Source organism: Amnibacterium soli, assembly GCF_039544415.1.
Classification (GTDB): domain Bacteria; phylum Actinomycetota; class Actinomycetes; order Actinomycetales; family Microbacteriaceae; genus Amnibacterium; species Amnibacterium soli.
In genome coordinates, this window is sequence record NZ_BAABLP010000002.1 from 250,685 (window position 1) to 270,539 (window position 19,855).

The window sequence follows — 19,855 nt, forward strand, 5'->3', positions numbered from 1 at the left end:
GTCAGCCCTTGCCCAGGACGTCGACCACGAAGACGAGGGTCGCGTTCGCCGGGATCGTCGAGGTCGACTGGCTGCCGTAGGCCTGCTTCGGCGGGAGGATCGCGAGCACCTGCGAGCCCACCCGCTGCCCGGTGAGGGCGGTGACGAGCCCGGGCACGGTCTGCCCCTTCTTCACCACCACGTTCACCGGCGAGCCGGTGGTCCAGCTGGAGTCGAACACCGTGCCGTTCGTCGGGTCGCCGGGCTTCCAGACCACGCCCGTGTACTGGATGACGGCGGTGTCGCCGGCCTTGATCTCGGCGCCGTCGCCGTCCTTGAGGTTCGCGACCCGGAGGCTCGTCGGCGGGGTGTCCTCGGGCAGCGTGATCCCGGGGCGGCCGTCCGGCCCGAGCACGACGGCGGGCAGCCCGCTGCCCATCACCTGGTTCGTGCCGTTCGCCCGGGCCAGGTACGCGTCGCGGATGTCGACGACCGCGACGACGGAGTCGCTCGCGGAGAGCGAGGTCGGGCGGTTGGCCGCCGGGATCGCCTGCGACGGCGGCAGGACCACGGCGAGCCGCTCCCCCACCTGCGCGCAGACGAGCGCCTTGCGCAGGCCCAGGATCTGCACGGTGCCGATGACGAACTTCGCGGGGGCGGAGCCCGTGTAGTCGGTCTTCGTGACCTCCTCGCCGGTGGTGCCGTTGAGGAACGTGACCTCCGCCGACACCTCCTGCCCCGCGGTCAGCGGGGCGCCCTGCCCGGCGATCAGCCGGCTGGCCTGCACGTCCTCCACGTGGAGGGGCGTCGCGAAGTCGACGGTCGGCGCGGTGCCGAAGCGGCCCGCGGCCGTGACGCTGTTCGACGCCTGCCCGGCCTGCGCCTTCGGCGTGCAGCCCGCGACGGCGCCCGCACCGCCGGAGCAGCCCGTCAGGGCCGCGGCGAGCGCGGCCACGACGACGGTGCCGGCGAGGAGACGAGCGGTCCGGTGCACGGGGATCGAGTCTGCCAGAGTTCATGGCCTCCGATCCGCGGACGGATCGGAGGCGGTGCGCTGCCGCGGTCCCGGACGGACCGCTGAACGCGCGCGCTCGGGCGGTTCCGGACCGCTCCCGGCCTACTCCGGGTCGCCGGCCTCGGGGTCCGCGTCGACGCCTCGCGCCTCCGCGATCTCGGCCGCCTGCCGCGCGGCCTTGCGCAGGCGCTTGGGGCTCTTCTCCCGCTCGCCGATGGCGCCGGGCGTCCACTGCTCGACGTCCTCGTCCGCGAACTCCTTGGGCGCGCGGCGGGAGGCGCGGGGCGCCACCGCGCCGTCGGCGAGACGGCGGGCGGTGACGAGGAAGCCCGTGTGCCCGACCATGCGGTGGTCGGGCCGGACCGCGAGCCCGTCCACGTGCCAGCCGCGCACCATCGTCTCGGTCGCGAGCGGCTCGGTGAAGGCCTCCGTGTCGCGCAGCGCCTCCACGACCCGCGACAGCTGGGGCACGGTGGCGATGTAGGCGATCACGACGCCGCCGGGCGACAGCGCGCGCTGCACCGCCGGCACGACCTCCCACGGCGCGAGCATGTCGAGCACGACGCGGTCGGCGACGTCGGGCTCCCCCGCGTCGAGCACCTCGGCGAGGTCGCCGGTGGTCAGGGTCCAGCGCTCGGGCCGCTCGCCGAAGTAGCCGGCGACGTTGTCGGCGGCGACCTCCGCGAACTCCGCGCGGCGCTCGACGGAGTGCACGGCGCCGGTCGGACCGACGGCACGCAGCAGCCACATGGTGAGCGCGCCGCTGCCGACGCCCGCCTCCACGACCCGGTTGCCGAGCGCGATGTCGGCGGACGCGAGGATCTGGGCGGCGTCCTTCGGGTAGACGATGGCGGCGCCGCGCGGCATCGACATGACGTAGTCCGCGAGCAGCGGCTTCAGCGCCAGGTAGCTCGTGCCGTCCGAGCCGGTCACGACGCTGCCGTCCGGCGCGCCGATCAGCAGGTCGTGCCCGAGGGTGCCGCGGTGGGTGTGGAACATGCCGCCCGGCGCGAGGGTGATCGTGTTGCGGCGGCCCTTGTGGCCGGTGAGCTGCACGCGGTCGCCCGCCTGGAAGAGGCCGGTCATGCGCGCAGCTCCGCCGCGACGGCGGCGAGGTCCTCGGTGCCGCGGCCGTCGAGGGTCGTCCACAGCCGCCAGCGGTCCCCCTCAGGCAGCGTCGCCTGGTGCGGCACCCCGACCGTGGCCGCGCCCGATGCGACGGCGGCCGCGAGGCCCGGCCGCGAGTCCTCGATCGCGACGCAGTCCGCGATGTCGACGCCGAGCAGCTCGGCGGCGCGCAGGTACGCCTCCGGGTGCGGCTTCGGGCGCTCGACGTCGTCGCCGGCGACCACCACGTCGAAGCCGCCGAACGGGACGGCCGCGGCGACCGCCTCCGCCATCCGGCGCACGGACATGGTCACGAGCGCGGTCGGCACGGCCGCCTCGCGGAGGCCCGCCAGCAGCGCGAGCGCACCCGGCCGCCACGGCAGCGGGGGCACGAGCCGCTCGGTCACGAAGTCGGTCTGCCAGTCGACGATCTCGTCGACGGTCATCCCGACGCCGTGCTGCTGGAGCACGCGGGCGCCGTCGCGGAGGCCGCTGCCGACGAGGGCGACGGCCTGCTCGTGGGTCCAGGTGCCGCCGAAGCGGCCGACGAGCTCGATCTCGGCGGCGAACCAGAAGGGCTCGGTGTCGACGAGGGTGCCGTCCATGTCCCAGAGCACGGCGGAGGGGAGCTGTGGCACGGTCATCGGCCCCGAGGATAGCGACGCGGTGAGCGAACACGGATCGCGGCCGGAGGCGGTCGGCCTATCGTGGAGCGCTCGTCGGGTTCGCCGACGGCAGACGGAAGCGATGCGATTGGCCCAGACGAAGCGATTTGCACGCGGGCGCGTCCTGGTGGTGGCGTTCGAGGGGTGGAACGACGCCGGTGAGGCGGCCACCAACGCGGTGCGGATGGTGCGCGACGCGCTGCCGCTCACCACGGTCCTCGAGATCGACCCCGAGCTGTACATGGACTACCAGTTCAACCGGCCGACGATCGGGGTGGACGACCACGGCGTGAAGCGGCTGACGTGGCCCGGCGCGACCATGTGGGGGCCCGCGAAGCGCGGCCGCACCCGCGGCGTCGTGCCCGAGGTGTCGGAGCCGGAGGAGCGCATCGACCGCGACAACATCTCCGTGCTGCTCGGCACCGAGCCGTCCCGCAGCTGGCGCGCCTTCGTCGCGGAGATCATCGACGCCGCGCTCGTGGCGGACGTCGAGGGCATCGTGACGCTCGGCGCGATGCTCGCGGACGTGCCGCACACCCGCCCCATCTCCACCTTCGCCTCCAGCGAGGACGCGGAGGTGCGCACCGACCTCGAGCTGGAGCGCAGCAACTACGAAGGTCCCGTCGGGATCCTCTCCGTGATCTCGGACGCCGCCGCGCGGGTGGGCATCCCGACCGTGTCGATCTGGGCATCCGTGCCCCACTACGTGCACAACGCGCCCTCCCCGAAGGCGACCCTCGCGCTGATCGAGAAGCTCGAGGCGGTCCTCGACGTCGCCGTGCCCCGCGGCGACCTCGAGGACGAGGCGGAGGCGTGGGAGACCGGCATCGACGCCCTCGCGAACGAGGACGAGGACATGGCGGCCTACATCGAGCAGCTCGAGAAGGCCCGCGACACCGTCGACTCCCCCGAGGCGTCGGGCGAGGCGATCGCCCGCGAGTTCGAGCGCTACCTCCGCCGCGGTGAGGGTCCGGGCCGCGGCGAGCAGCCCCCGCCCTGGCGCCCGGGCGACTGACCCCGCTGCGCGGTCCTCAGGAATCAGGGCGCAGTTCAGGATGCCGCAAGGCCGTCGGTCCTGATTGACGACCGGGTTCCTGAGGCCGGTTCGACGCTGGATGCGCAGCCGCCCCGACGGGCACCTCGCTGTCGGCTCCTCCCCAGGCCGAGACCGGGTCGGCGAGTTCCCGGTGGGCGCGCCGGCGAGCAGCATGCTGCCCATGAGCGTGTTCTGGACCACCGCCGAGCTGCTGGAACGCGGGAGGTCACCACGCCAGATCCGTCGCGCCGTCGAGCAGCAGCTCGTGGCGCCCGTGCGGAAGGGGCACTTCGTGACGCCCGGCGCAGACCTCGATGTCGTGCGTGCGGTGCGCACGGGAGGCGTGGCCACCGCGACGACGGCGTCCCGAGCACTCGGCCTGTGGACGCCGCCGGATCCGACACCCGGTGCGCCGGCCGTGCGCGCCGGTCGGGCGCGTGATCGGCTGCACGTGGCCGTGCCTCGCAACGCGGCGCGGTTGCGGGATCCGGACGACGCAGCAGCGCCATTCCGGCCCTCGCCGCGGGTGGTGCTGCACTGGGTCGACGAGGCGGAGCTGGTCGGGACGGGCCGGTCCCGCATCGCTCACGTCCCCCTCCTGCTGAGGCACGCGTTCCTCTCGCTGCCGCCGGAGCATGCGCTGGCGGTGCTCGACTCCGCGCTGCACCTGCGCTTCCTGCGGAACGAGGACATCCCGGTCCTCGCTGCCTCCCTCCCGGAACGGCTGCGCGGGGTGGTGATGGCAGCGGACGGCCGTGCGGACTCCGGCACGGAGACGATCGTGCGGTACCGCTTGCGCGCTCGTGGGCTGCGGGTCGAGGTCATCGTCGGGCTGCGGGGCATCGGCACGGTCGATCTGCTGGTGGACGGCCGACTGATCATCGAGTGCGACGGCCGCGAGTTCCACGATGACGACGAGGCGTTCGAGCGCGACCGCGCGCGCGACCTCCACGCTGCTCGGCAGCGCTACCGGACCCTGCGATTCACCTGGTTCATGGTGCTGTTCAAGTGGCCTCTCGTCGAAGAGGCCGTCTTCGCCGCCCTCGGTTGAGGGTCCTGGTCAGGAAACGGGATGACGATCAGGACGAGTTCGCGCCTCTCGTCCTGATCACCATGCCGGTTCCTGAGGTCCGTTCCGCGCCGGGCGGGGCCGCTACGGCTGGATGACGCCGCTCATCAGCAGGCCGACGAGCAGTATGCCGAGCACGATGCGGTAGGCGACGAACGGCAGGAACGAGCCGCGGTTCAGGTACCGGAGGAAGAACGCGATGACGACCAACCCGACGCCGAAGGCGACGACGGTCGCGGCGAGCGTCTCGACGCCCGAGAAGACCTCGGCGCCCGGGTCGCGCGCCGTCTTCACGAGCTCGTAGAGCCCGGAGCCCCACACCGCGGGGATCGCGAGCAGGAAGGAGTACCGCGCGGCGGCGGCGCGGGTGTAGCCGAGCACGAGGCCCGCGCCGATCGTGCCGCCGGACCGGGAGACGCCCGGGATGAGGGCGAGCGCCTGCGCGAGGCCGAATATCACCCCGTCGCGGACGCCGAGGTCCTCGATCGTCTTCTGCTTGCGGCCGAGGTGGTCGACGACGCCGAGCAGCACGCCGAACACGATCATCGTGAACGCGATGATCCAGAGGGATCGGAACTGGTTCTCGATCAGGTTCTGCAGCAGCACGCCGAGGATCACGATCGGCAGCGACCCGATGATGATCAGCCAGCCCATCCGGTAGTCGTGGTCGGTGCGGGGCACGCGGACCTCGCCGTCGGCGCCCTTCGTGCGCAGCAGGCCGAGGAAGAACGCGCGCACGATGCGCACGATGTCCTTCCAGAAGTAGACGAGCACCGCGGTCTCGGTGCCGAGCTGGATGATCGCGGTGAACGCGGCGCCCGGGTCCTTGCCGCCCTCGAGGAAGATGCCCGCGATGCGCAGGTGCGCGCTCGAGGAGACGGGGATGAACTCCGTGAGCCCCTGGATCAGGCCCAGCACGAGCGCTTGGATCAAGCTTTCCACCTCCGGCACGACGGCAGGCGGGTCCTGCGCGACCGGCAGGCTAGCGAAGGCCCTCCCCCCGACCGGGGCTCCCGCGCCGCGTCGGCGCGGGCCCGCCGTCAGCGCCGCAGCCGGGGCTTCAGTCGGACGGTCGGCAGCTCGGGCGCCGGCAGCACGTCCTCCCAGGCATCGGGGTGCGGACCGAACCGGCCGTCCGCGCGGCCGGTCGAGCGCTGCTGCTCGACCTGCGCCTGCCAGTCGGCGCGGGCCCGCACGATGTCGTCGTGGCCGCGGCCCACGAAGTTCCACCACATGGTGATCGGGTCGGGGAAGGGCTCCCCCGTCAGCACGATCACGCGGGCGCCCTGCGGTCCCGCCTCGATCACGAGGCTGCTGCGGCCGGGCGCGAGCGCGACCAGCCGCGACCGGGTCGCGTGCAGCCCCTCCACCTCCACCTCGCCGAGGTCGACGAGCACGCCGACCTCGTGGCCGGGGTCGACGGCGGCCTCCCAGCGCAGTCCGGGCGGGAGGCGGACCTCGGCGCCCATCAGCGGCGTCGGCGCGTGCGGCGCGCCCGTGGACCCGAGCCAGTCCCCCACGAAGACGCGGACCTCGGCGCCGGCGACCGCGCGCATCTCGGGCACCGCGTGCTCGAAGCGCCGCGGGCCGTCGGTGTCGGCGGCGGGCAGCGCGAACCACAGCTGGGCGCCGTGCACGACGGTGGTGCCCTCGACGGAGAACTCGGAGTGCGCGACGCCGTTGCCGGCGGTCATCAGGTTCACCTCACCGGGCCGGACGATCGCGGAGGCGCCGGTGGTGTCCCGGTGCTCCACCTCCCCCTCGAAGAGCCAGGTGACGGTCGCGAGCCCGGTGTGCGGGTGGCCGGGCACGCGCATGCCGCCCCGCTCCGACAGGTCGTCGGGGCCGTAGTGGTCGACGAAGCACCAGGCGCCGATCAGGGAGCGGGCGCGCTGCGGCAGCGTGCGCTGCACCCGCATCGCCCGGGGGCCGCCGAGCGGCACCTCCCGCGGCTCGAGCAGCTCCGGTGCCGCGAACCCGCTCGTGTCGGCATCGACGAGTGCCGGGTCCCGCTCCGTGACGCTCATGCGCTTCATCTTCACGGAGTTCTGGTCGGCCGGAGGCCCACCAGAACTCCGTGAAGATGAATTCAGTAGCCGAGCAGGAGGTCGGTGAGGACCTTCGTGCCGAAGTCGAGGGAGGCGAGCGGCACGCGCTCGTCGACGCCGTGGAACATGGCCGGGAAGTTCAGGTCGGCGGGCAGCTGCAGCGGCGCGAACCCGTAGCCCGTGATGCCGAGCTGCGCGAGCGACTTGTTGTCGGTGCCGCCCGACATCAGGTACGGCAGGACCGGGGCGCCGGGGTCGTGCTCGCCGAGCAGCGCGACGACCTTCTCGACGAGCGGGCCCTGGAAGGGGTTCTCGAGGCCGATGTCGGTGTGGATCGTCTCGATCTCGATGTCCGGGCCGATCAGCTCGCGCAGCTCCGCGAGCACGGCCTCCTCCTCCCCCGGCAGGGTGCGGATGTCAATCAGCGCGCTCGCGGTGTCGGGGATGACGTTGTGCTTGTAGCCGGCCTCGAGCACGGTCGGGTTCGTCGTGGTGCGGAGGGTCGCGAGGATGAACCCGGAGGCGGTGCCGGAGGCGAGCACCACGGCGTCCTCGCCGACCTGCTTCGGATCGAGCCCGAGCAGGCGCCCGAGCTCGTCGACGAGGGACCGGGTCGTCTCGGTGAGCCGGATCGGCCAGTCCTTCCGCCCGATCCGCGCGACGGCCTCCGCGAGCTTCGTCACGGCGTTGTCGCGGATGAGGCGGGAGCCGTGGGAGGCGGGGCCGCGCGCGGTGAGCTTCGCCCAGACGAGCGCCTTCTCCCCCGTCTGCAGCAGGTAGGCGCGACGCCCGGCGAGGTCGATCGAGTAGCCGCCGACCTCGCTGATGGCCTCCGTCGCGCCCGCGAAGAGCTCGGGGTGGTGGTCGACGACCCAGTGGGCGCCGAGCACGCCGCCCGCCTCCTCGTCCGCGAAGAACGCCACGGTCAGGTCGCGGTTCGGCTGCCGCCCGGAGGAGAGGATGTCCTCCAGCGACGCGAGCATCATCGCGTCCATGTCCTTCATGTCGACGGCCCCGCGGCCCCAGAGCAGGCCGTCGCGGATCTCGCCGCCGAACGGGTCGACGGTCCAGTTCGCCGCGTCGGCGGGCACGACGTCGGTGTGCCCGTGCAGCACGAGCCCCGGCCCGCGGTTCCGGCCCTCGACGCGGGCGACCACGGAGACGCGGCCCGGCGCGGGCTCGAACGAGTGCGTCTCGAGCCCGAGCGCCTGCAGCGCGGCCTCGAGGTAGCCGGCGGCCTCCGCCTCCCCGTCGCTCCTCCCCGCCCCCCAGTTCACGGAGGGGAAGCGGATGAGGTCCCGCGCGATCGTCGCGGTGCGGCTGAGCTCGGCGGTCATCGCTCCACGCTATCCGCGAGGGCTGCGCGGCGCGCGAAGAGCCCGGGCACCACGGCGCGGGCCCCGTCGATCAGCTCGCGGACGTCCGCCGTCAGCAGCCGCCCGTCGCGGACGACCGCGTCGCCGCCGACCATCGAGAACGCGACGTCGCTGCCGCGCACCGCGTGCACCAGGTTCGCGGCGACGTTCTCGAACGGCCCGTCCGGCAGCAGCGGCGTCATGCGCGGGGTGTCGGTGCGGACCGCGATCACGTCCGCCCGCATCCCGGGTGCGAGGCGCCCGATCCGGTCCTCCATGCCGAGCATGCGCGCGCCGCCGACGGTCGCCATCGCGAGCACCTCCCAGGCGTCGAGCGTCGCGGCGTCCATCGAGCTGAGCTTCGCGAGGAGGGAGGCGGTCTTCAGCTCCTCGAACATGTCGAGGTTGTTGTTCTCCTTCTCCCCGTCCGTGCCGAGGCCCACGGCGAGGCCGGCCTCCAGCATCTTCACGACCGGTGCGGCGCCCGAGGCGAGCTTCATGTTGCTCACGGGCGCGTGGGCCACCCCGACGCCGTGCGCGGCCGCGATGCCGATCTCCTCGTCGTCGAGCCACACCGCGTGGGCGAGGGCGACCTTCGGGGCGTCGAGGAACCCGAGCCGCTCGAGCGCGACGAGCGGCTTCGCGCCGAACCGCGCCTGCCAGTCCGGCAGCTCGTCCCGCGACTCGCTGCAGTGCGTGTACAGGCCCGTGCCGTGCTCGTGCGCCATCGCGATCGCGCGCCGCAGCCCCGCGTCGTCCGCGTAGAAGGGGTGCTCCAGCCCGACCCAGGGTGTGACGCGATCGTCACCGGACCAGTCCTGCAGCATGCGCTCGTTGTCGTCGTGGCTGTCGAAGAAGTCGTGGTCGGGGTGGGCGCCGACGTAGTTGACCGTGACGAGGCGGTTGCCGAGGTCGCGCGCGGCGCGGGCCGCGCCGTCCATGTAGCGCCACATGTCGACGACGGTCGTGGTGCCGGCGAGCAGGCCCTCGGCGTAGCAGAGCCGTGCGGCGGCCTCCGCCTCCTCCGGACGCAGCACGCGGTGCATCGGGTCGATGTGCACCTCGAGCCACTTCCACACGGGCAGGTGCTCGGCGGTGCCGCGGAGCACGCCGGAGTGGTGGTGCGCGTTGACGAGGCCCGGCAGCAGCACGGCTTCGCCGAGGTCCTCCACCACCGCGTCCGGGTGCGCGGCGCGCAGCGCGTCGGCCTCGCCGACCGCCAGGATCGTGTCGCCCTCGACGAGCACGCCGGCGCGCTGCAGCACCTGCCGCGCGGTCGCGTCGGGCACGGCCAGGTCGGCGACGAGCAGCGTGCTCATCGGGTGCGGCCCGTGCTGCGGGAGGCGGGGCGGAGGCGGCGGGCGCGGAGCATGCACGAACGGTACGGCCGCCGTGTTTCCGGGAGGAACACGGCGGCCGCACCGCTCGATGAGGTCGCGGGTCAGCGGCCGAGGACCGCCTTCTCCGCATCGATCAGGCCGTAGCCGTCGACCGGCGAGTAGCCGTGGCCGAGCCGGTTCTTCACGATGCCGACGATCTTCTTCCCGTCGGTGCGCACCGCGACGAACGTGAGCCCGATCGGGTCGACGATGCGCTGCGGCGCGAAGACCGCGCCGCCGAGCTCGTCGGCCCCGTTGCCCTCGTTGGTGCCGCCGTACGGCGACGTGGCGAGGTCGCGGTCGACGCCGAAGCGCAGCGACTGGCCGCCGCGGAGCCTCTTGTCGAAGGTGACCGTGAGATGCCGGTACGTGCCGGCGGTCGCGCCGAACGGCTTCGCGTACGAGGCCCGCACGGTCGATGCCGCGAGCCCGCCTCCGGTGCCGCCGACCGTGAACGGGAAGCCCGTGTTCCGGAAGTCGGGACCGGCCGCGCTGAACGGCCGCGGGTCGAAGACGATGCCGTCGGACAGCGGCGGGTGCGTGCGGCCGGGAGCCGTCGGGCTCGCGGTCTCACCGAGGAACGTCACGGACTGCAGCGGGACGGAGCCGGTGTAGCTCACCCGGAAGAAGTTCGGGTCGTTCAGCGTGCCCGGCACCGGGTCGCGCTCGCTGCCCTGGGCGCCGGCGGCGCTGACGGTCAGGCCGCCCGCGGATCCGGAGGCGCTGAACGGGTCGAGGTCGTGCGCGAACGTCGATCGGGACAGCAGCGCCTTCATCGCCTTCGGGCTGACCGACCGCTTCCCGCCCTGCTTCTGCAGGACGAGCGCCGCGATCCCCGCGGCGTGCGGGGCGGCCTCGCTGGTGCCGAAGAAGTTCGGCAGCGTGTCCGCGTCCAGCGCCGAGTCGGAGACGAAGAACGTCGTGTTGCCGCCGTCCGTCGCCGCCACGAGCGGGCTGCGCCGCACCTGGGTGCTGCGGTAGCGGTCGCCCGACGAGTCGAACAGGATCGGCAGGTCGCCGCCCGGGGAGGTGAAGTACTCCGGCAGGTAGGGGCGGAACGGGTCCACCGCGGCGACGCCGGTCGCGCCGGCGGCCGCGGGGTGCCCGAACACCGTCGGGGAGAGCGGGTCGCCGTACTCCGTGAAGAACAGGTCGCCGTTGGCGACGGCGCGGAGGCGGTGCACCGGCGTCGGACCCGTGCCGGACCGGCTGATCACGATCTGCAGCGTCCCGGGCCCGGGCAGCTGCCCGAGCTCGAGCGGGCGGCCGGACAGCTGGTTGGCGTCCGCGAGGGCACCGCGGAACTTCCCCGCCGCGTCGAAGATCAGCGCGTTGAAGTCCGTCGTGACCTTCGACAGCGCGATGATCGGCCGCACCTCGACGGTGAACCCGCCGACGCTCGTGCCGTACTGACCGATGGTGATCGTGTACGCGCCGGGCTGGTCAAGCGTGGTGCCGGCCGTCTCGGGCGAGCTGCCCGTGTCGATCGGCCCGAGCACCGTCCCGTTCGGCTTCTTCACGGTCAGCACGAGGTCGGTGGTGCCGGAGGGCACGCCGTCCGCGATGAACTGCACCGTCTCGCCGAGCTGGTCCGCCGTGGGGGTGAAGGTGAACGTCGCCGTGTCGCCCGGCGCGGTCAGCTCGCCCGACTCGGAGAAGTACGGGTCGCCGATGGTGGCGCCGTCGTAGTCCGTCGGATCGTCCCACTGCAGGTCGAGCAGGCCGCCGTCCTCGCCGAGCGAGACCGTCTGCGCGACGTCGGTGCCGGGGCCCGGGTCCGCGTCCTGCAGTCCGCCGTCGTACAGCGCCGGGTCCACCTGCGAGAGGTCGAGGTTCGTGCCCTTGACGCCCTTCGTCGCGGGGATCAGGCGCACGGGGGCGTTCCAGCCGTTGTTGTCGCCGCTGTTGCCGGCGGAGCTGTAGTACTGCACCCCGAGCGCCGCGACGTCGTCGACGGCGTCGTTGAGGATGCCGTCGGCGAAGAACGGCTCGTCGAAGTAGCTGACGTCGTCGACGATGACGTCGGCGCGGCACTTCCCCTTCGGGTCGGCGAGCGCGCGGATGTTGTTGGCGAAGCCCACCTCGCCGCTGAAGGCGGTGGCGAAGCAGAGGTTCGCGTCGGGCGCGATGTCGTGGATCACCTGCAGCATCGCGCGGCCCTCGTCCTCGCCCGGCGCGTCCTCGAGCACCGTGACCGGCCGGGGGTGCTTCGCGTTGCCCGGTCCGGGCAGGTCGCCGCTCCTGATGTCGTCCGCCGCGTGGATCGTCAGCGGGTCGCCCGCCACGGTCGTCGTCGCGGTGTCGAAGGAGTCCGAGAGGACGCCGACGGTGATGCCCTTGCCGGTCACGCCCTTGCGCAGCACCTTGTCGATGCGCTGGAACACGACGCCCTGCGACTCGACGGAGCCGGTGCTGGTCCGCGGCTTGACCGCCTGGGCGATCGTGCCGAGGCCGGGCAGCGCGGCGACGTCGCGGACGGCGGACAGCGCCAGGTAGCCCTCGACGGTGCCGGTGCCCGCGTCGACCGCGGAGACCTCGAGGCCCTTCGCCTCCAGCGACCGCCGGAAGGCGCTGCGGTCGACGCCGGCCTGCGGCACGGCGTCGACGAGCACGCGGCCGTCGTCGTCGCGCATCGTCAGCGCGTCCTGGTCGAGGCGGAACCCGCCGGCGATGCGCTTCTGCGCGGCGGCCGGGGTGTCGACGAGGCGTGCGAGGCCGTTGCCGAGCGCGGACCGGGTGCCCGGCGCGCCGTGCGTCGGACGGGTCGGGGCCGCGAGCGCAGCCGTGGCCGGCAGCGCCGACCCGAGCAGTGCGCCGACGGCGAGCAGCGAGACGCCGACGACGCGGGAGCGTCGACGACCGGGCAGTTGGGGCATTGGGCTCCTCTGTGCCGGACCCGCGCGGGTTCGCGAGCGGTGAGGACAACGTATGGAGACGATGAGAAACCTGCCAAGAACATGAACCTGTGAGAACGCCAGGCCGCCACACCGTGGAAGCGCGGTCGGAACCGCCCCTCGGTTTCGGGTAGTGTTCTCGGTCGGCGCGGGAACGCGCACACCGGTCCGGGTGGCGGAATGGCAGACGCGCTAGCTTGAGGTGCTAGTGCCCTTTATCGGGCGTGGGGGTTCAAGTCCCCCCTCGGACACAGCAGGAGCAGAAGGGCCGCGCAGCAGCGCGGCCCTTCTGCGTTCCCGCCCGAGCACGTGTCGAGCAGCGGGTACGCAGCGGCGCACGATCCCGCTCCTGATGTCCTCGCGGGCCAATACCCTCCCCGCTGCATGCCCCGGCGTCGCCGGGGACGGATGGAGGGACACACGATGAAGCGGGTTCTGGGGATCAGCGGCGCGGTCGCGATGGGTGCCGTGCTGCTGCTGGCGTCACCGGCGGGCGCGAAGCCGCTGGATGGACCGAGCGGAGGAACCTCCTCCGCGACGACGAGCGCGACCATCCACGTGCCGAGCGACTTCGTTCCGGCTCTGACGGACACGCGAGCGACCGGTCACTACGAGGTGACCGGCACCGGCCTCCGCGTATGGACCGAGGGGGCGACCTCGACGGACAAGGTCGCCGAGTACGTCGCGACGAGCACGCCCCTCGCGAAGGTGGGCGAGCCCGCTCTCGACTTCACGAACACGACCGGCGGAGGCGTCCCGGGGGCGCAGCTCGTCGTCGACTACGACGGCGACGGCAGCGCGGACGGCATCCTCATCGGGGAGCCGGGCGTCTACGGCAACGACTGGTGGGCCAGCAACGGCAGCAAGCAGTTCGTGAAGGACGGTGCGCCCAGCCACACGGGCGGCTTCGGCTCCGCGAACCACGGCACGCTGGACCAGTGGCGCGCCGCGTTCCCGAATGCCGCGGTGCAGGCCTTCGGGTTCTCGCTCGGCTCGGGCGTCAAGGGCGACGGCGTGATCGAAGCGATCGCCTTCGCCGGCGCGAAGTACACGTTCGTGAAGGACGTGAAGCTGACCAGTAAGAACGAGTGCAAGAACGGCGGCTGGGCGACCAGCACGCTGCCGGTCTACCGGAACCAGGGCGACTGCGTCAGCTCCTTCGCCTCCGGCAAGTAGCTCGACAGGGCGAGCACAGAAGGGCCGCGCAGCAGCGCGGCCCTTCTGCGTCCCTCGGTCCGGTCAGGCGTTCGCGGGCGCGTCCACCGGCCAGCGGAGCAGCGCGGCGGCGCCCGCACCCGTGTCGACGTGCGAGGCCGTGAGGATCCGAGCATCGGTCAGCAGCGCAGCGCGCAGCAGCGCCTCGACGGCGGGCACCTCGCCGACGACCTCGACCGGGCCGGCGTCCTCGACGGTGCGCGCCACCCAGGGCACGTCCTCGAGCGCCAGCAGGGTCTCCCCCTCCAGTGCCGCGACGTCGACGAACAGGGTGTCGACCTGGGCCTGCCGCAGCGCCTCCGCGACCGCTCGAACCCCCACGTCGGCTGCGGGGCGCTCCTGCGCGACGCGGGTGCGCAGCAGGTCGAGCGCCTCCGCCCGGTCGCGCTGCTCGACCGTGCGCAGCTGCTCGGCGATGAACTCCTCCACGACGCGCTCGTCGGCGCCGTCCGCGCGGGCGTTCATCTGCAGGTCCGCGGCGAGCGCGCGGGACGCAGGTGCGAGGGCGTCGAGCAGCAGCCCGCGGGCCTTGATGTCACCGGCGACCACGACGAGGCGCGGCCGCACCTCGCGGACGAGCCGGTCCACCTCCGCCGACAGCTCCTGCTGGTTCTGCTTCCACAGCTCCTCGACGTGCTCCTGCTGGTTCAGGTGCGCCCAGCCGCCGCCCTTCACCTTGTGCAGCGTGTCCGTGCGGCCCTCGATCGACTCCCGCGCCTCGGGGAAGAACGCGCCGGTGCGGTGCACCGCGATGTCGCCGCCGTCGCGCGAGGTGCGGACGACGATGTAGGCGAACTCGTCGACGCCCGTGCGGATGAGGGGCGCGATCCTCGGCAGGGGCCCGACCTCGAGCGTCTCCCCCGGCGCGGTCCCCGGGATCGTCTCGTCGGCGACCACCCGGCCGTCGCGCGCGAGCAGGAAGCGGTGGAAGGGCGCCGGGAGGCGCGACGGCGTCGACAGCGCCTCCTCGATCGCGTCCGCGGTCGCGTCGTCGGCGCCCGCCCGCCGCAGCCGGTCGACCACGGAGCGGCGTCGCGGCTCTGCGATCCCCTCCTCCGTCTCGCGGTCGTTCGACAGGTCGATGTGCACGGTGCTCCAGCCCCCGCACACGCGTTCCGCCTCGGTCAGCCGCCCCCGCAGGGTGTCCGTCGTATCGGCCATCCGCTCGGTTCCTTTCGCCGTGGTGTCAGCGGACCGGACCCGATCCGCCCTCGGTGCTCGGGACGGTAGGCCGCGCACCCGATGGGTGGCCGGGAACCTGCGGTACCGGCGTCAGGGCGTCGGGACGGGCAGCGGCGCGCACGTCGCGTCCGCCGTCTCGCCGGCCTTCCGCGCGGGCAGGGAGCCGTCGTCGAGGTACGACGCGACGGTCTGGTCCACGCAGGCGTTGCCGGAGAGGGAGTCCGCGTGGGTGGTGCCGCCCGGCTCCGCGAGCAGCCGCGCCTTCGGGAACAGCTTGCGCACCGCGAGGCTGCCGGCGTAGGGCGTCGCCGCGTCGAGCGTCTCGTCGATCATCAGGATCGGCGCCACCTTCGCGCCGTCCACGTCGACCGGGGTGCCGGCCTTCGCCGGCCAGGTGCGGCAGGGCGCGTTGAACCAGGTGTTCGCCCAGGTCTCGAAGGGCGCCGAGCCGGCGACGCGGCGCGTGTCCGCCGCCCAGGTCGACCACTCCCCCGGCCAGGCCTGGTCCGTGCACTCGACGGCGAGGTACATGGCGTACCCGTTGTCGTCGGTGGTCTCGTTGTAGGCCTTCCAGTACGCCTGCGCCTGGGCCGTGTCGCCCTTCGCCGCATCGGAGAACGCCGACCCGAGGTCGGGCCAGAGGCTCTGCGAGTACCCCGCGTAGAGCAGCGTGTCCGCGAGCTCGGCGGAGCCGAAGACGCCGTTCGCGGGCTTCGCCGCGAGGCGTGCGGCGAGGCGGTCGTAGGACGCCTGCACCTGCTTGCGGCTGGTGCCCAGCCCGTACTCGCGGTCGTACTTCGCCAGCCAGTCGAACCACTTGTCGACGACGGTCTGGAACGCGACGTCCTGGTCGTAGTTCGCGCCGTACCAGACGCGGGACGGGTCGACGGTGGAGTCGAGCACCATCCGGCCGACGCGCGCGGGGTAGAGCGTCGCGTACACCTGCCCGAGGTACGTGCCGTAGGAGAACCCGTAGTAGTTCAACCGGTCGGCGCCGAGCGCGATCCGCAGGTACTCCAGGTCGTTCGCGGAGTCGCGGGTCGTCAGGTGCTCGAGCAGGTCGCCGTGCTTCCTCCCGCACGTCGCGGCGTAGGCCTCCGTGCGCTTCAGCCACGCCTGCTCGGTCGCCTCGGTGACCGGCGAGTAGGCGGGCCTCGGCCCGTTCGCGTAGTCGGGCACGCAGGAGACGCGCGGGCGGGAGGCGCCGACGCCGCGCGGGTCGAAGCCGATCCAGTCGTAGCGCTCGCCGACCCCGCCGGGCACCTGCGCGCCGAGCGAGGCGAGGTCGAGACCGCTCGCGCCAGGGCCGCCCGGGTTCGCGAGCATCACGCCGGCGTAGGGCTTCGCGGTGTGCACGACGCGGGAGACCGCGATCTGCACCGTCTTCCCGTCGCGCGGCGAGGACCAGTCCCGCGGCACCCGCACCAGGGCGCACTCGGCGCCGACGGACCGCAGCTCGTCGCCGGTGCACGGCTGCCACGCGATCCCGGCGGGTGCCGGCCAGGTCGCCTCGACCGCCGGGGTCCTCGTCGGCGCGGCGGTGCGCGACACGGACACGAGCACGCTCGCCGCGATGCCGGCGACCAGCGCGATCACCAGCACGCCGACGACCACGACGAGCACAACCGGTCGACGCACGCGGCCCCCTTCGGCGTTCGAACCCCGGGGAGGAGCGTAACCGGCGGTCAGAGGCGGGCGAGCGTCCCCTCGTCGTCCTCGCCGGCGAACCAGCGGTCGAGGACGCGGCGGTACAGGTCCTCCTCCGGCGCCGCCCGGTCGAACAGCGTCATCGACGAGCGCAGCTTCACCGCGTCGATGCCGCCGAGCAGCGCCTCCGCGGACTCCGCCGGGGCGGTGAGCACCGCCTCCGCCGCTTCCCGCAGCCGCGCACCGAGCACCGGGTCCGCGAGGTAGGCGCGGGCCTCGTCGAGCGAGCGGATCGCGAAGAACACCGCGGTCGAGCTGCGGCCGAGCCCCGCGATCTGCGGGAACACGAACCACATCCAGTGGGTGGTCTTGCGGCCGCGGCGCAGCTCGGCGAGCGCGTCGTCGTAGGTGCCGTGCGCGTCCTGCGCGACGCGGAACCGGTCGAGGTCGAAGGAGTCGGTGGGCACCCGGGCACGGTACGACGGCAGCCTTCGAGAACTAGCGTGGAGCCGTGACCATCGCGAGGCGCTACACGGTGACGGGCGACGTGCAGGGCGTCGGGTTCCGCTGGGCCGCGCAGGGCGAGGCCGAGCGCCTCGGCGTGGTCGGCCGGGTGCGGAACCGCACGGACGGCGCGGTGGAGGTGGTCGCCCAGGGCGATCGCACGGCCCTCGACGCCTTCGCCGCGTGGCTGGAGCGCGGACCGCGGCAGGCGCGGGTGGCCGACGTCGACGTCGAGCCGGTCGACCCCATCGAGGCCGACTCGTTCGAGATCCAGCGCTAGCGCAGGACTTCCCCGGCGCCCGTCCGAGCCGCGTCGAGGTCCGTGACCGACCCTTCCGGCACGGCATCCGAACTGCGCGTGGCGATCGTCACCGGCTCCGACTCCGGCATCGGGAGGGCGACCGCGGTCGCACTCGCGCGGGCCGGGCTCGACATCGGCATCACCCGGGTGCAGGACCACGAGGAGGCGCAGGCGGCCTCGACCGCCGAGGAGGTGCGCTCGCACGGCCGCCGTGCGGAGGTCGCCCGGCTCGATGCCGGCCACCTGGACTCCGCGGCCGGGTGCTCGACGTCTACGTGAACAACGGGGGCACCGGGGACGACGCGCCGCTGCTGGAGATGACCCTCGACCAGTGGCGGCACACGGTGTCCGTCGACCTCGACGGCCCGTTCGTGCTGATCCAGCGCGCGGCGCAGCGGATGGCGGCCGCAGGGAACGGCGGCCGGATCATCGCGATCACGAGCGTCCACGAGCACCAGCCCCGCGTCGGGTCGTCCGCCTCCGACGCCGCGAAGCACGGGCTCGGCGGCCTCGTGAAGACGGCGGCGCTCGAGCTCGGCCGACACGGCATCACCGTCGACGCGGTGGCGCCCGGCGAGATCGCGACGCCGATGACGGGCATGGAGGACCAGGACCCGACCGAGGTGCACCGCCCCGGCGTCCCGCTCGGCCGGCCGGGCGCGGCGCAGGAGATCGCCGCGGTCGTCGCGTTCCTCGCCTCCCCCGCCGCGAGCTCCGTGACCGGCGCCTCCTGGCCCGTCGACGGCGGCATGCTGCAGATGGGCCCGCAGGGCGGCTCCCACATCACGAGCGACGACTGGCGCGACGCCGGCTGACCTCCCGTTCGCGGATCCGGAGATCCTGCGCGACACGCCGTGCGAAGCGCCTCCGCTGCGGCGTGTCGCCCGATTCATCCGGATCCGCGGACGTTCTGCGGATCCGCGAACTCACGCGAAGCGGATCGCGGCCTGGAGCCGGGTGCGCACCTCGAAGATCTCGTTGCCGCCGACCGGGCGGGCGTCGGGCAGTCCGTCGCGCAGCGCGGTGAGCAGCACCGAGGCGCGCAGCACCACCTGCTCGGCGCCGCGGGAGGAGCCGAGCGAGGCGGCCGGCTCGTCGAGGTGCTCGTCGGGCAGCACGAGCAGCAGCCCGGTGAACTTCACGCGCGCGGAGCGCGCGACCGCCTTCGCGCGGACCGCCAGCTCGTGCATCGGACGCTCCCCCGCGAGCGCCTCCCCCGTCAGCTCACCGCGGCGGACGCCGAGGGGGCCGCCGAAGTCCTCCGACTGGATCGCGAACAGGCCGGTCGGCCCGAGCACGACGTGGTCGATCTTCTCGTCGGAGCCGCCGGCCGCGACGTCGTGCCAGACCGTGAACCCGATGCCGAGGGACCCGAGGCGCCGGGCGGTCGCCTCCTCGGCGAGCGCGTCCGCGAGCAGGTGCCGGATCTCGCGCGGCGCGCGGCGCACGAGCACCGGGTCGTACGGGTCGGGGATCGACTCGCCGAACCCCACCCACTCGCGCAGCAGGTCGAGGTAGCGCTCGCGCCGCCAGCCGCCGGGGTGGCCGAAGGTGCGGGCGGAGGGCCGGGTGGAGGCGGGCCGGTCGCCGCCGGCCCGCGGTCCGGAGGAGGGCGCCCAGGACGCGGGCTCCCCCAGCGGCGAGCGGCCGCGGTCGTACTGGGCGCGGGCGTCGGGGCTGCCGATGCGCTCCCAGGCCGCCTGGACCGCGATGAACCGCTGCGGGTCGCCGCCGGTGTCCGGGTGCGTCTCGCGGAGCAGCCGCCGGTACGCGCGCCGGAGGTCCTCGTCGGTCGCGCCGGCCGGCACGCCCAGGACCTCGTAGGGCGAGGCGGACATCGGGCTGTCAGGCATGCGCACTTCTCATCGATCGGGCTCGTTCGAGCGACACACCGTACCGGGCGCCTCCATGAGCGGCGCGTCGCCCGCGGTGGCGGACGGCGGTCAGCCGCGCCAGAAGCCGGCGTGGGAGGCGGCGGCCTCCTCCTCCAGCAGCGGGCCGGTCACGGCGATCTCCCGCTGGCCGGCGGACAGCACGGTGCGGCAGGGCAGGTCGAGCGTCGGGTTCTCCGGGTCGTCGCCGGTGAGCGCCAGCAGCCCCTTCTCGGAGAGGCCGAAGACGACGGCGCCGATCCCGGACCAGTAGATCGCCCCGGAGCACATCGCGCAGGGCTCGCAGCTGGTGACGAGCGTCATCGACCGCAGCTCGTCGGCCCCGAAGCGCCGCGTCGCCGCGGACACCAGGTTCGTCTCCGCGTGGCCCGTGACGTCGCGGGTGGTGCCGACCGAGTTCTCCGCCTCCAGCGCGATGCGGCCGTCCGCGGTCGCGAGCAGCGCCCCGAACGGATGGTCGCCCCGGGCCCTCGCGCGGTCGGCGAGCTCGACGGCGCGCCGCAGCAGTGCGTCCTGATCCACGCGGGAACCCTAGCCGCGCGGCTGGCCGACGCTCAGCGGTCGTCC

The 19,855-nt window shown here is 73.6% G+C and carries 17 protein-coding genes, 1 tRNA gene and 1 pseudogene; 6 read left to right on the forward strand and 13 right to left on the reverse strand.

The genetic code is table 11. The features are described 5' to 3' along the window. Position 1 precedes the first annotated feature (1 nt). From ABEA53_RS05195 to ABEA53_RS05205, 3 genes are all read right to left on the reverse strand, one after another. The gene (locus tag ABEA53_RS05195; RefSeq protein WP_345479958.1) at positions 2-973 is read right to left on the reverse strand and encodes an FKBP-type peptidyl-prolyl cis-trans isomerase; all 972 of its coding nucleotides are present in this window, start codon (positions 971-973) and stop codon (positions 2-4) included. Positions 974-1,096: 123 nt separating this feature from the next. Beyond that, the gene (locus tag ABEA53_RS05200; RefSeq protein ID WP_345479959.1) at positions 1,097-2,080 is read right to left on the reverse strand and encodes a tRNA (adenine-N1)-methyltransferase; all 984 of its coding nucleotides are present in this window, start codon (positions 2,078-2,080) and stop codon (positions 1,097-1,099) included. Then, on the reverse strand, positions 2,077-2,745 hold the full coding sequence (locus ABEA53_RS05205; RefSeq protein WP_345479960.1) for an HAD family hydrolase: 669 nt from the start codon (positions 2,743-2,745) through the stop codon (positions 2,077-2,079). Before ABEA53_RS05205 ends, ABEA53_RS05200 begins: the two co-directional genes overlap by 4 nt. Before the next feature lie 109 nt (positions 2,746-2,854). Here ABEA53_RS05205 and ABEA53_RS05210 point away from each other — a divergent pair, with 109 nt between their 5' ends. Together ABEA53_RS05210 and ABEA53_RS05215 are read left to right on the forward strand one after the other, a co-directional pair. After that, positions 2,855-3,781 (forward strand): PAC2 family protein, encoded by a 927-nt coding sequence (locus tag ABEA53_RS05210; RefSeq protein ID WP_425550608.1) that lies wholly within the window; start codon positions 2,855-2,857, stop codon positions 3,779-3,781. 202 nt (positions 3,782-3,983) lie between these two features. Beyond that, positions 3,984-4,853 (forward strand): endonuclease domain-containing protein, encoded by an 870-nt coding sequence (locus ABEA53_RS05215; protein ID WP_345479962.1) that lies wholly within the window; start codon positions 3,984-3,986, stop codon positions 4,851-4,853. 102 nt (positions 4,854-4,955) lie between these two features. Here the strand turns inward: ABEA53_RS05215 and ABEA53_RS05220 are convergent, their stop codons facing one another. The 5 genes from ABEA53_RS05220 to ABEA53_RS05240 all read right to left on the reverse strand — a co-directional run bounded on the left by ABEA53_RS05220 (position 4,956) and on the right by ABEA53_RS05240 (position 12,529). Continuing rightward, positions 4,956-5,804, reverse strand: a complete 849-nt coding sequence (locus ABEA53_RS05220) for an undecaprenyl-diphosphate phosphatase (RefSeq protein ID WP_425550599.1) — start codon at positions 5,802-5,804, stop codon at positions 4,956-4,958. A gap of 107 nt (positions 5,805-5,911) precedes the next feature. After that, on the reverse strand, positions 5,912-6,898 hold the full coding sequence (locus ABEA53_RS05225) for a pirin family protein (RefSeq protein WP_345479963.1): 987 nt from the start codon (positions 6,896-6,898) through the stop codon (positions 5,912-5,914). A gap of 62 nt (positions 6,899-6,960) precedes the next feature. Further along, entirely contained in the window at positions 6,961-8,256 is a 1,296-nt protein-coding gene (locus ABEA53_RS05230; RefSeq protein WP_345479964.1) for a M20/M25/M40 family metallo-hydrolase, read from the reverse strand. After that, positions 8,253-9,593 carry an amidohydrolase family protein gene (locus ABEA53_RS05235; RefSeq protein ID WP_345479965.1) on the reverse strand — a complete coding sequence of 447 codons (1,341 nt, stop codon included), beginning with the start codon at positions 9,591-9,593 and terminating at the stop codon, positions 8,253-8,255. Before ABEA53_RS05235 ends, ABEA53_RS05230 begins: the two co-directional genes overlap by 4 nt. Positions 9,594-9,715: 122 nt before the next feature. Then, positions 9,716-12,529, reverse strand: a complete 2,814-nt coding sequence (locus ABEA53_RS05240) for a S8 family serine peptidase (RefSeq protein ID WP_345479966.1) — start codon at positions 12,527-12,529, stop codon at positions 9,716-9,718. 184 nt (positions 12,530-12,713) lie between these two features. Between ABEA53_RS05240 and ABEA53_RS05245 the strand changes: the two genes are divergently transcribed. Together ABEA53_RS05245 and ABEA53_RS05250 are read left to right on the forward strand one after the other, a co-directional pair. Next, positions 12,714-12,798 (forward strand) — tRNA-Leu (locus ABEA53_RS05245). A 172-nt stretch (positions 12,799-12,970) separates the two neighbouring features. Continuing rightward, entirely contained in the window at positions 12,971-13,723 is a 753-nt protein-coding gene (locus ABEA53_RS05250) for a hypothetical protein (RefSeq protein WP_345479967.1), read from the forward strand. 63 nt (positions 13,724-13,786) lie between these two features. Here the strand turns inward: ABEA53_RS05250 and ABEA53_RS05255 are convergent, their stop codons facing one another. The 3 genes from ABEA53_RS05255 to ABEA53_RS05265 all read right to left on the reverse strand — a co-directional run bounded on the left by ABEA53_RS05255 (position 13,787) and on the right by ABEA53_RS05265 (position 17,058). Next, complete coding sequence (locus tag ABEA53_RS05255; RefSeq protein ID WP_345479968.1) at positions 13,787-14,923, reverse strand: baeRF2 domain-containing protein; 1,137 nt, start codon at positions 14,921-14,923, stop codon at positions 13,787-13,789. A 111-nt stretch (positions 14,924-15,034) separates the two neighbouring features. After that, a complete protein-coding gene (locus ABEA53_RS05260; RefSeq protein WP_345479969.1) occupies positions 15,035-16,582 on the reverse strand; it encodes an alpha/beta hydrolase in 1,548 nt (515 codons plus the stop codon). 47 nt (positions 16,583-16,629) lie between these two features. After that, positions 16,630-17,058, reverse strand: coding sequence for a DUF1810 domain-containing protein (locus ABEA53_RS05265; RefSeq protein ID WP_345479970.1), 429 nt, complete (start codon positions 17,056-17,058; stop codon positions 16,630-16,632). A 44-nt stretch (positions 17,059-17,102) separates the two neighbouring features. Here ABEA53_RS05265 and ABEA53_RS05270 point away from each other — a divergent pair, with 44 nt between their 5' ends. Both ABEA53_RS05270 and ABEA53_RS05275 read left to right on the forward strand, forming a co-directional pair. Further along, positions 17,103-17,375, forward strand: a complete 273-nt coding sequence (locus ABEA53_RS05270) for an acylphosphatase (protein ID WP_345479971.1) — start codon at positions 17,103-17,105, stop codon at positions 17,373-17,375. 42 nt (positions 17,376-17,417) lie between these two features. Continuing rightward, positions 17,418-18,211, forward strand: a pseudogene (locus ABEA53_RS05275) (SDR family oxidoreductase). Between the two features lie 111 nt (positions 18,212-18,322). On the opposite strand, the gene ABEA53_RS05280 reads toward ABEA53_RS05275, so the two are convergent. Then, positions 18,323-19,249: a J domain-containing protein gene (locus ABEA53_RS05280; protein WP_345479972.1), complete on the reverse strand. Its 927-nt coding sequence runs from the start codon at positions 19,247-19,249 to the stop codon at positions 18,323-18,325. Positions 19,250-19,339: 90 nt separating this feature from the next. Beyond that, a complete protein-coding gene (locus ABEA53_RS05285) occupies positions 19,340-19,810 on the reverse strand; it encodes a nucleoside deaminase (RefSeq protein WP_345479973.1) in 471 nt (156 codons plus the stop codon). Positions 19,811-19,855: the final 45 nt, after the last annotated feature.